This window comes from Gammaproteobacteria bacterium, from assembly GCA_040183005.1.
Classification (GTDB): domain Bacteria; phylum Pseudomonadota; class Gammaproteobacteria.
This window is the reverse complement of the sequence record JAMPIW010000007.1, coordinates 1,648,442-1,660,249: the sequence shown is the minus strand read 5'-3', so window position 1 is coordinate 1,660,249 and position 11,808 is coordinate 1,648,442. Positions and strand designations below refer to the sequence as shown.

8 protein-coding genes and 1 pseudogene are annotated in these 11,808 nt (G+C 56.1%); 6 read left to right on the top strand and 3 right to left on the bottom strand.

Annotated features, from left to right (window positions below; all coding sequences use genetic code 11):
- Positions 1-157 precede the first annotated feature (157 nt).
- Entirely contained in the window at positions 158-898 is a 741-nt protein-coding gene (locus tag M3A44_13770) for a carbonic anhydrase (protein MEQ6342675.1), read from the top strand.
- A 61-nt stretch (positions 899-959) separates the two neighbouring features.
- Here the strand turns inward: M3A44_13770 and M3A44_13765 are convergent, their stop codons facing one another.
- Positions 960-1,841: an SDR family oxidoreductase gene (locus M3A44_13765; protein ID MEQ6342674.1), complete on the bottom strand. Its 882-nt coding sequence runs from the start codon at positions 1,839-1,841 to the stop codon at positions 960-962.
- A gap of 50 nt (positions 1,842-1,891) precedes the next feature.
- On the opposite strand from M3A44_13765, the gene M3A44_13760 reads away from it, so the two are divergent.
- Both M3A44_13760 and M3A44_13755 read left to right on the top strand, forming a co-directional pair.
- Positions 1,892-2,905, top strand: a complete 1,014-nt coding sequence (locus M3A44_13760) for a CDP-6-deoxy-delta-3,4-glucoseen reductase (GenBank protein MEQ6342673.1) — start codon at positions 1,892-1,894, stop codon at positions 2,903-2,905.
- 146 nt (positions 2,906-3,051) lie between these two features.
- Positions 3,052-3,183: pseudogene (locus tag M3A44_13755) on the top strand (group II intron reverse transcriptase/maturase).
- A 132-nt stretch (positions 3,184-3,315) separates the two neighbouring features.
- Here the strand turns inward: M3A44_13755 and M3A44_13750 are convergent.
- Positions 3,316-5,292 (bottom strand): ThiF family adenylyltransferase, encoded by a 1,977-nt coding sequence (locus M3A44_13750; GenBank protein ID MEQ6342672.1) that lies wholly within the window; start codon positions 5,290-5,292, stop codon positions 3,316-3,318.
- Between the two features lie 799 nt (positions 5,293-6,091).
- Here M3A44_13750 and M3A44_13745 point away from each other — a divergent pair.
- The 3 genes from M3A44_13745 (at position 6,092) to M3A44_13735 (ending at position 9,596) form a co-directional block, all read left to right on the top strand.
- The gene (locus tag M3A44_13745) at positions 6,092-6,907 is read left to right on the top strand and encodes a PEP-CTERM/exosortase system-associated acyltransferase (protein ID MEQ6342671.1); all 816 of its coding nucleotides are present in this window, start codon (positions 6,092-6,094) and stop codon (positions 6,905-6,907) included.
- A 203-nt stretch (positions 6,908-7,110) separates the two neighbouring features.
- Entirely contained in the window at positions 7,111-7,356 is a 246-nt protein-coding gene (locus M3A44_13740) for a hypothetical protein (protein MEQ6342670.1), read from the top strand.
- Positions 7,357-7,562: 206 nt separating this feature from the next.
- Positions 7,563-9,596 carry a S8 family serine peptidase gene (locus M3A44_13735; protein ID MEQ6342669.1) on the top strand — a complete coding sequence of 678 codons (2,034 nt, stop codon included), beginning with the start codon at positions 7,563-7,565 and terminating at the stop codon, positions 9,594-9,596.
- Here the strand turns inward: M3A44_13735 and M3A44_13730 are convergent.
- Positions 9,587-11,791 (bottom strand): outer membrane beta-barrel protein, encoded by a 2,205-nt coding sequence (locus M3A44_13730; protein MEQ6342668.1) that lies wholly within the window; start codon positions 11,789-11,791, stop codon positions 9,587-9,589. The two genes, M3A44_13735 and M3A44_13730, sit on opposite strands and share 10 nt — an antisense overlap.
- Positions 11,792-11,808: the final 17 nt, after the last annotated feature.

Below are 11,808 nucleotides of genomic sequence, written 5' to 3'. Positions count from 1 at the left end.
CCATAGTTGTCTGTTTTTTGGGTTTTTTCAAAGCACATTCAAACGATGGGGATGGGGGAAGAGGGCGTCCAACCGTGCAGTGCCGGACGTAACCATCTCAAAGCGCCGATAGTAAAATGAATCTAGTTAAACATTATAAAAGGTGGAGGATGTAGGGATGTATAAATCAGCAAAAACCTGTTTCGCCGTTCTGTCTTTGCCCGCGATCCTCTTTGCAGGACAAGCCTTGGCAGCTGACGCTCATGACGCTCACTCGACTGCCGCTGCGGGAAACGAAAAGGCGCAAATCAGGGCGATCGTCAAAAATCTCGTGGATGACAACCAGAGTTTCGTCAAGGCAAGCGGCGCCGCTCACTTTGCCGAACACATTAAAGGGCAGAAGCCCCGCGCTACGGTGGTGACCTGCTCCGACTCGCGCGTCCACACTCATGCGTTGGACAAAGACCCCGAGGGCGATTTGTTCATGGTGCGTGATATCGGCAATCAGATAGCGACCGCCGAGGGCTCCGTCGAATACGGCGTGCGTCATTTGCACACGCCATTGCTGCTGGTTATCGGCCATTCTGCTTGTGGCGCCGTGAAGGCGGCGATGGGTGATTACTCCAGCATCGAAGCACCTATCAAGCGTGAACTCGACACCATTAAAGTGCCTGGCAAGAACGCTGGTGACAACAAAGAGGTGATGACCAGCGTGGAGGCAAACGTCAACAATCAGGTTGCCTTCGCCATGGAGAAATTCGCCGCCGAAGTTAAGGCAGGCAAGCTGGCGGTCATGGGCGGCGTGTACGACTTCCGCAATGACTACAGCCTGGGACATGGCAAACTGGTGATCACCAATGTCAACGGTGACACAGACCCGGCCAAGATCAAGGCTGCAGGCATCCTGCCCACCAAGTAATCCGCATCTGTAGTTGCAGTATTGCGCCCGACACCGGCTCCCGGTGCCGGGCGTTTTTGATTTATCCCTTGTCAGCAGGCAAACAGGCTGCCAAGCCGGATTCCAGTTTGGGATAAAGCAATTCCATCCCCAATTCCTCCCGCATCTTGCTGTTGTCGATGCGCCGTGATTCTTCCAGAAATGACACCATGCCCGGCGTGAGTTGCCGGCGCGCCTCGGCCATGTTCACGGCAGGCGGGTGGGGGAGGTTTAGTGCATCCGCGACTTGGTAAAAGTAATCAGTCATGGTGGTGGGCTGGTCGTCGCTGATGTTGTAGACCTCCCCGGCACGTCCCCGATTTGCTGCGGCGACGCAGACGCGCGCCAAGTCGTCGGCGTGGATGCGGTTGCTGTAGGGTGCTTCTTCTTCGCGTACCACTGGGGTGCCTTGTCGGATGCGTTCCAGCGGTAGGCGGCCAGGCCCATAAATACCCGGCACGCGCAGGATCACCACCGGCACGCCGCTGGCGCGATGCCAGTCGAGCAAGGCGGTTTCGGCGTCAAGCCGCCGCGCGCCGCGTGCGCTGCGTGGATGGGTGGGCGTTTCCTCCGTTACCCATCCGCCCTGGCAGTCGCCATACACGCCGGTGGTGCTGATGTAGACGATGCGGGTAGGCCAGTTTGGGGGAGTTAGCGCAGCGAGCGTGGCACGCATGCGTGGATCGCCCGGCCCATCACCGGGTGGCGGGGCAAAATAGAATAAAACGGAGCATTTAACCGGCAAGCTGTGCAGCGTATCGGGTCGATCCAGGTCACCACTGACTGGGGTGATGCCACTGTCGGCCAGCGATTGCGCACGCTCTGCCGAACGAGCCAGTGCGCTCACCGAGCCGCCTGCTGTCTGCCACAGTTTGGCCACGCGCTGGCCGATGTCGCCACAGCCGATGATAAATGCATGATTCATGAGTTGCTCCGGTGTAAAATTAGGCGACAACAGCATACCAAGGTTAGCCCATGCGCTTCAAAGTTCATATCCATCCCGGAGATCGTGATTTCATCGTTGAAACAGGTGAGACCCTCATCGACGCCGCTGTGCGTCAGGGCGTGCCGCTGCCCTACGGTTGCCGCAACGGCCAGTGCGGGGCGTGCAAGGGAAAGATTTTGGAAGGCCGTGTCGATTACGGAGATTTTTCCCCGCATGCCTTGAACGAACAGGAAATTAATGCGGGCATGGCGCTGTTCTGCAAAGCAACGCCCCTGAGCGATATTGCAATTGAGCCGCGCGGCGTCCACGTTGCGCAGGATGTGGTGGTGAAGAAACTGCCGTGCCGGGTGGAAAAGATGGAGCTGCTCGCGCCCGAGGTGATACGCCTGCATCTCAAGTTGCCCAATACCGAGCGCTTGCAGTATGCCGCGGGGCAATACATCAATATCATTCTGCGCGATGGGCGCAGGCGCAGCTTTTCGATTGCCAACCCTCCGCATGAGGATGGATTCATTGAGCTGCATATCGGTCTGGTCGAGGGCGGGGAGTTCACTGGGCACGTGTTCAATGGCATGAAGGAGAAAGACATCCTGCGTATCGAGGGGCCGCTGGGTGACTTCACTCTGCGCAAGGAATCGGTGCGGCCCATTATCCTCATGGCGGCAGGCACGGGCTTTGCGCCCATCAAAGGCATCGTGGAGGACGCACTAACGCAGGGAGTGCGTCGCCCCATTTATCTTTACTGGGGCGCATCCACGAAACAGGATCTTTATCTGGACAGGGTGGTGCGCGGTTGGGTAAGCGAGGTCGAAAATCTCGAATACGCGCCGGTATTGTCGAGGCTTGAAGTGGATGATGGCTGGCGTGGCAGGCGCGGCTATGTGCAGGATGCTGTGGTTGGAGATTTTCCAGACCTGAGCGCTTTTGACGTCTATGCCAGTGGCTCGCCAGTAATGGTCAACGCCGCGCGGGAAACCTGCCTTGCACGTGGCTTGCCGCGCGAACATTTTTACTTCGATGCTTTTGAATTTGAGGAGCGTTGACTAATGGGATGGTCGCCCCTTCCCCTAACGGCATCTGAGTGCCAAAGTGGAGATGTGACATTTCCAATAACGAAGAGAGGCTGATTTAGCAAGCGTTGCTGCAACCGCTGCTCGCCCCTGGCTTCAGCGAGCACAGCTACGGCTTTCGTCCGGGCAAGCGTGCGCTGGCACTATTGCGGCGCCTCTACGTCAAGCTGCACTTGATCGTCAACGAGACCAAAAGTGCAGTAGCCAGCGTGTTCGGCCGCAAGTTCCTCGGGTTCAGCTTCTGGGTCGCACTGTATGGCTGCTCCCTATGCCGATTATCCAGCAACTCTTTGCGACCCACTCGCAGCAGGCGTAAAGTTTTCCGATAAATGCTATGAGTGTGTAACCGGGCCGGGGCTAGCTAGTCTGACACAGGGGGCGGGTTAGCCCCGCGTCATGAGCCGCGCAACGGAGAGCCTTAGAGAGCGCGCCTGAGCCGCGGGGCCGGCGCCAATTCTACCCATGAAGGTAGCTCTTGAAGCTGGGCTTGGACTTAATAGATTGTTGAGCTCTGCAGCCAGTTGTCCCGCTTTATTCTTGATCGAATCGTCCCCCGTAAATTTCAGGCCATTGCGCGCGTAGCGGGAGAAGATGAGCGGCGTCATCTCCGGCTGTAACTGCAAACCGAGGCTGGTGGCGGTGAGCCAAAAACGCTGGACCGCCCGGCCTGCGGCCACGTAATCGTCTATCTTTTCAGGGGCTTTGTGGGCCAGAATGGCAAAATGGGCGGCACAGGCAATGCCAGGTATCAAGTCAAGTTGAATCCGCGGTGCTAGGGTGCCCGCCAAAAAAGCGTTAAAAAATTCGACACGTTTCCAGCTTTGCATTACCCAGCCCATCAGTCGGGTAGTTAGGGGGTCGAGTCCGATCGCCTGGTCGGGCACCTTGTCTTCGCTGAAACGGGCATTCCACTGGATAACGCTGCGGTGCACCTCGTAGGCTTCGCGCATGGTGAGGCGCAGCTCGGCGTTGGCGAACATCAGCCGCGCCGTGCGCCATTTGTTGCCGAATCCCTCCAGCCACAGAATCCGGAAAGTGCCGCCCACGGCTGCTTCAAGCGTGCGCTTTTCCTGCGGAGTTAGTGCTCGCGTTTGCATGGGGCGGCGCTGCACGCTGCGCTTCGGAATGAATGGAATCAGCGGGTCCGGCTGGATCTGTGGATCGGGCTCGAAAGATACATCAAAAGTGGGTGTGGTTTCCGGCAAATCCACGCGGCGCTGGATCGACGCCCTTAGCCCATGGCCAGTGGCCGCGATGGAAATAGTCTCAAGCAAGGCCCCCAGGGCGATCTGGCTAGGGTGGCCGTCGAGGTCGTAAACGCAATAGTCGCGTGTATCGAAGCCGTGGACCATGAGCTGGTGATCGCTGACGATTTCGAACCGCCACGGCTGGGTGTTGTCGCCACTCGGCGCCCAGCGCGCCAGATCGAGAATCGTTTCAATCACTGACTGAGGGGCGGATTCCGTAACTTCAGGACTTTTCGTGGGTACGGGGCAGGTCTGTTTGCTAAGATAGCGCTTGGCGATCGACAGCGCCAGACGTTGCATGGGGTTGTTATTGCCGCCGGGGCGCCAGGTGCGCGCCATCTTGTAGCGATAGGCGTCAAAGTGCAGTCCGTGGGGGGCGGCAATAACCTTGCCCCGATTCAGCAGGATTTTTAGTGCTTCAGTCGCTGCCACGCCGGCGCATAACTGGCAGGCCATGATGGTGGAGGGGCCGCGGTGCTGGGCCAGGTCTACGCGCGTTGGGTCTGCCAGATAGCCGAGTTGCAGGCGCGCCGGTGCAAGGCCGAGCATGAAGCGCAGTGCCTTTTCCTCTTCTGGCCGGTCGTTCAGGCAAAAGTATTCTTCGAAGGTCATTTTACCCGGCAAAAAGTTGAGCAGGGCGGCACCCATCCCCAGGGGGGCCACGGTAATGGCGGGGATGCCCAGTCTTGCGCATGCGGCGAAGGTGGCCTGGCGCGCCGAAAAGGCAAAAAAATCCAGCCCGTCGACATAGAGATCCACGCCTGTAAAAAATTCCGACAGATTGTATTCATCAATGCCCGATGGAAAGGATTTGATGTTTATTTCAGGGTTGATGTCCTTGGCCATCTCCGTGAGGACTTCGACCTTGGGTCGCCCGAGGGCGCTCATGGTGGCGCCGACTTGGCGGTTGAAATTGGCGATCTCGAAGGTGTCAAGATCGGCAATATGAAATGCACCCACGCCGAGTCGTGCCAGGGTGAGGAGGTGTATGCCCCCAACGCCGCCCATACCGGCGATAGCGATCGTTTTGCCCCGCAGTATCTGCTGCTCCCGCTCGGTTACCCAGCCGATGTTCCGGCTGAATGCTTCCTCATAATTAAACTGGAAAGACATGTCTTTCTATGTGTCCCTTAGAGAATCGTCGTCTGGGCGGTATGGAACATTTTTACTGCCTGCTAATCGAAGAGAGTTTAATTTAATTTAACTGATGTTACGTAAACATGGGAAAACCCCATCTTTGACACTGCATATTGTGTCTGTGGCAAGGGAGGAAACACCATGTAAAGGGCGCCTGCGTATCAGTCATTTAATCAAAATTTGCGCTTGAGAGATACCCCTTAGTTTTAAATGGTTATGTCTCTAGCCGGAGACGGTGTATTTATCGGCAAATCATTATGATTTTTTAAAATAAGAAAATTTTGTCTCTGTATAACAACAAAATACGGCATGGGAAAGCTTGCTTTTATTATGTATGCTTATGTTTATTATTGAATAAATTTTAATGGTCTGATAATTGCATATGAGGATAAGTTGCTGCTATTTGCAGTGAGCCAGCCAATTATTTTTTTTACTTAGTTCTGGACACTGCTGGAAGATCAATAAGGTACTTTGTTGCGCACTCCTTACTTTCTATTGTTCTGTGTGCTGTTTAGTCCGTCTTCAGTGCGGTTTGCTCATGGTTTTCAAGGTTGTTCGGACTTGGAAAGTTCACTCGCGTGAATAAAGCAAGCCTCGCCCTTGCTCGGGTTATTGCGTCACCCTCAGGGCAATTTCTTTTTGTCTCAATTAGGAGACAATAATTTGCGCTCTATGCCTAATGATCAATATTGCATAAACCATGATGACTAAGGTGATGATTTTGAAAAATGTGAACAGTGCACGGACATTCGATTCTACAAAGGATATGGTAAACATGTCACGAAATAGAGAGCGGCTGGTTCGTCAAGCGGACAGCGCGGAGGTGAGCATGAGTGAGTTGATGGAGAGCTTTACACGTTATTTTAACGTCAGAACAGCCACGACCCCTGATCAGGTGGAGCAGGCGTTGCGTCTGCGCTACCAGGTCTATTGCTTGGAGCACGCATTTGAAAATCCCAGCGAGCACCCTGACGGACTGGAGTGCGATCAATTTGATAAGCGGTCTGTACACAGCTTGCTCGTACATCAGGGACTGAGCATGGTTGCAGGGACGGTGCGCCTGGTTCTTAATGATCATGATTGCCCGGGTGCACAATTTCCCATAGAGCAAATCTGTGACATGAGAGTGCATAAACCTTCATTTGATCTGGCACGAGTGCCGCGGAGTGCCTTCGCGGAGATTTCTCGTTTTGCAATTTCGAAAGAATTTAAAAAGAGGTTTGCGGAGACCGAGTTTGCTTGGGGCGGCTCGCCAGAGGTGAATGATCCCCAAGTAATCGCCTTGATAGAGCGGCGCTTGATCCCGCACATAGTAATAGGCCTGTTTGGCGGCATAGTGCAGATGAGCGCTGAATACGGCATAACTCACTGGTACGCAGTGATGGAGCCTGCCCTGTTGCGATTGCTTAGACGCTTCAGTATCCACTTTGAACCCGTTGGACCCCTGATTGACTATCATGGGAAGCGCCAGCCCTGTGTCGCTGTGGCGGGCGAGGTTATGGCGGCGATGGAAAACGGCTGCTTTGAGGTGTGGAAGGTAATTACGAAGAATGGGACGATTTGGCCTTCTGCTCAATCAGTCGCGGCGTGATGCCTGCCGAATGTGTCTCATGCCATAGTTCTGGGGTATAGAATTCGGGCGATGGTCAACTTTTGCTTGCATGGCAAGCAAAAACTGAAGAATTCCGATGGTGCAACGGCATCGTTGCGACCTGTTCAACATGACGGAAGTGGGCGCTGCAGGCTGTTGACGCTAAACCAATATTGACCATTTAGTAGACGCGCTTGTGCGCGTTGAATATTGACCAGGTAACCCACGCAAACACCATTAAGAAGTGGCTCAGGGCGACAGACGGAACAGAGCCTTCAAATCACAGAGTCAAAGCTATCGTCAAGCTGACGCCCATTGAGGCCAAGCTGAAGTTGCGGCTGGAAGCCGACGCACACCGTCCAAAGCGCGACCGACGCACCGCGTTGATGCTGTTTGAAGGTAAGCGCTCCAGCAATCCCAGCCTATTCAGCGAGGGACGTGCCGGCTAATGTTGCCGCATGGAAATCCCACGGCAACAACACTTCCATTTCTTCAGCGGTTCTTGCTGCGGGCAGGTGCTCCAGCACATGGCGTAGCCATGTTGGCGTGCCCCTTGTATCTTAACGTTGTAAGTCAGACGGTCATTAGCTAAAGAATCCCTTCTCTTCAGCCGATAACAGAAGCATGTGTCCCTTGGATAGGCGCTTCTGTTGTCATGGTCGACAAACCCCCCACTCATTCTGAATACAGACAAACACGCCCAGCGGTGATTATCACGCTATTCGTGCTATTGGGCGCATGTTTGTCTCACGACAGCATTGAAAGCATATCATGGAGCCTGGGATATACCGGTTCTCCTCTGCGTTATACGGTGAACGAGGAGCCGGATAAAATTCCCAGTAATGTCGAGGCGGCAGCGGCCTCCAAGGTGGATCGCCTCTGGACGGCGCCCTATAACCTCTCAGGCAGTGGCGTGGTGATTGGCGCCTGGGATGAAGGGGCGGCGCAGGCATCCCATCCCGATTTGGCGGGCCGCGTCACCATGGCCGAAGGAAGCACCGTCTCCGGTCATGCTACTCACGTTGCAGGTACCCTGATCGGCTCAGGCCTCGCCTCTCCCATGGCGCGAGGCATGGCGCCAGGCGCCTCCCTGCTGTCCCATGACTATTATGGCGACACGCTTGGGCAGCAGGTTGAGGCGCAAGCATCGAAGGGGATGGCGCTGAGCAATCACTCGTGGAATTACGCTGCCGGCTGGCAATACAACCGCTATGGTGGCGGTAAGTGGGTGTGGTACGGCGGCCCGAGCAACACCAAAGAGCCGGATTTTGGCGCCTATGGCTATGTTACGCGCCTGTGGGATCAGCTTGTCGCCGATCATGCCCTGATTGTCGTCAAATCGGCGGGTAACGACCGCAGCGATACCGGCGCTGGTAATGCGCCCCATTACCACATCGGCGACTCATCCACCCTGCATACTGATGAGCACGCGCCGGACGGTGACTATGACAGCATCGGGCTGGTGGGTGTCGCCAAGAATATCATCACCGTCGGCGCTGTGGATCAGGCCGGGGGTATGACTACTTTCAGCTCATGGGGCCCCACCGACGATGGTCGAATCAAACCCGATATCGTCGCCGATGGCGTGGGCCTGTACTCCACGTATCTGAACAACGGTTACACCCGTTTGAGCGGCACGTCGATGTCCACGCCCACCGTGAGTGGGGCCGTTGCTCTGATCATTGAGCGCTATCGCGCCAAAGCCAAGGGTGAGACACCCTCTCCGCACATGGTCAAAGCCCTGCTCACCCACACCGCCAAGGATCTGGGCAACAAAGGGCCTGACTATGCCTACGGGTGGGGGCTACTGGATGCCCAGGCCGCTACAGGCATCGTCAGCGCCGGTGTTGGCGACGGGCGGCGCATGGATACCGGCAGCGTGGCGGAGGGCACGGAACAGGTGCTCCCCCTCGCGGTGCCGGAAGCGACGCCCAAGCTGAAGGTCACTATCGCATGGACTGATCTTCCCGGCACGCCGGACGCCACCAAGGCGCTGGTCAATGATCTCGATCTTGAACTCATCGCACCCAATGGCGTGACCTACTATCCCTATAGTCTCGCAGGCCTCGCAAATCCTGCCGCCCCGGCCATCGCCAGCGGCCCCAACCGGGTGGATAACATAGAGCAGGTCGAGGTCGATACTCCGATGGCCGGCGCCTGGCATGTGAAGGTCAAAGGCATTAAAGTGCAGGGCGATCAGGCCTATGCGCTGGTGAGCAGCCTGCCCATCACTGGCAGCGCTTCCCTGGCCCAGGTCTCGATAAACATCAACCAAGGGGCAACCGAGGTATCTTCAAGAAATGTCACCGTATCTCTGAACGGCAGCAGTGATGTGGGCGTAAGCGGCTACTACCTCACCGAACATCCCACCCCGCCCTCTGATGCCGATTTCACCCCGACACCCATTGCCACCAGTTATCAGGCGAGCCTTCCCTATACCTTGAGCGCTGGAGGCGGCAACAAAACCGTTTACGCCTGGCTGAGGGATGCCACCGGCAACATCAGTCCGGCGGCTTCCGATACGGTTAATTTGGCCGCCTCGGAGACTGCTGGAGGAGGCGGCGCGTTTGATATGGCGGCATTGATTTGTATGGGGATGGCGGCGTGGCTCAACCGTGTGCGCAAAAGAAAACCGGGCATGGTGGCCCGGTTTTCTCCTCCTGCAGCAGATGCAAACGATCAGAAGTGATAGGCTGCGCCGAGCGAGAAGAAATTGGCCCAATCGCTGCTCACCTGATAGCGCTCATACTCGGCACGCAACTCCCACTTGGGATGAGGCATGAACCGCGCACCCACGCCAAACATGCCATTGGTGCCATTCGCGCCGCGTGAGGTGCTCAACCCGCTCGATACTTCTTTGATATCGACATCTGCCGTCCAGGCAAACAGCCCCGCCTTGGCAAACAAGGACACTGTCGGTTTTACCGGCCATATGCCAACGCCCGCCAGTGTCCAGCCCTTGGCCAGATAGCCGTGCACGTCGGCGGCATCATTTAGCAATGGCTGGGGAATGTTGGCCGGATCGGTCTTCCCCTTGACCGTGGAGGTGATATCCCCCAGGTCAACATAGCTGGCCTCGGCGGCAATGAACGGGTTGAACTGATAACCGCCAAACAGCTTCCAGCCAGTGTCAGTGTTGTCAACATTTACTGAGTCCAGGCTGTTGTAGCCCTTGGCCGCCAAGTCCCCCTGGAGGTCGGATGAGCTGAATTTGCCCTTCGTCCATCCGCCGCTGGCGCCCGCGTACCAGCCGGGAACAGCCGCCAGTGCAGGCGGGGTTGCGATGACAGCGGTTGTAACTACCAGACAGCTTAACAGGCCAGCTACCACAGTCCTGCGTCTCCTGCTGATCAAGGCAAACCCCGCACAGCCTAACCCCAGCGCCAGGTCCAGCAGACCTATGCTGCCTCCGCCGCCCTTGCCTTCAAGGGTGAAGTCTTGCGGAATAGCGGTGGATTGAGCTTCCTTCCACTCGTTGGTCGCCACCTGTGAGCACACTTGTTGGCCTATTTCATTTGTGAAGCAAACCTCTATTTTGTCAGTGCCTACAAAGCCATTACTCTGATAGGTGAAACTGACATTCCCTGCCGAGTCTGATTTACAGTCTCCAGGGTTGCAGGTTCCGGTAGCCTCCGCATTTGGTCCCGATATAAACTTGAATGTCACAGGCACACCACCTTGCGGGTTACCCTGTGGATCGGCAAGCGCTGCTGTAACGGTATGGCTTCCTCCGGCTGTATTGGTGGACACCGTCGGTGTTAATGCCACACCTATGCTAACCACCCATGCTTTTGTCACCACCTGCGAGCATATTTTCTGACTTCCACCGTTGACGTAACAGGCCTTTATCTGATCAGCGCCCACAGCACCATTGCTCTTGTAAGTGAAGCTGACGTTACCCGCCGCATCTGACTTGCAGTCTCCAGGGTTGCAGGTTCCAGTGGCACCCGCATTTACTCCTCCCGCAAGAACCTCGAATCCCACCAAAACGCCAACGGTCGGCTTGCCCAGCAGATCGGTGAGGTTGGCGGTAACGGTATGGTTCCCCCCGGTTGGGTTGGTGGCGGCCACTGGCGCTAATGTTATGCCTGCCACCGTGACACCGCAGGGCAGATTGGAGGGGTTGAATGGCTGCTGCAACTCCTGTACCCACATCTTCCTCAGGTTCTTTGAGCCATCGTTCGTGCTGGTAGGGTTCAGGTAGTCAACATCCAGTCCGTTATAGATGATCAGCCCCGCATCTGTCCCAGCGGGATATTTGGCGTAGGTATGCACCGGCCCCGTGATCTGGTTAGCGTTGGTGCCAGACATATCTACGCACCAGTTGGGATCAAATGTAGTCATTACATTCATATCCCCCACCGCATCCGTGCTCCCTCCTAGGAAAGTTGCGTCGATGTAATGTACATTTGCCGGGTCCTTGGACGAAAGTGTGTTTTCCTCAAGGATGTTTAGAGTCCCATTCGCGCCCTGGGCGCCCGGATTGGCAGTGGTGAAGGGGAACGGCAGCCAGCTGTAGTCCTGGGTGGAGCACTCGCTGTCGAAGATGACCAGCTTCTTGCCGCTCTTGACGAAATTCACCAGATCCGTTTTCTGGCTTGCGGTGAGCTTGTTTAAGTTGCAAGCCATGTCATTGCTGGCGACGTTCAACACAGCCGTGTCGTAGTTCGCCAGAGTGGCCGTACTCACATCCGCTGAGACCATCCCAGCGAAGGTAAAATCCCCCAGCTCGCCAGTGGCTCCGGTAACAGGAAAGCACCCACCATTCCTTACCCTGTTGGCATCTGTGCCGACGCAGGAATCACTGGCCGTCGCCCCACCGATGATCACCACATTCTTTGACATGCCAGTGTGGGGGTCGGCCTGTACCATTTGAATTGGCAAAACCCCACACATGACAA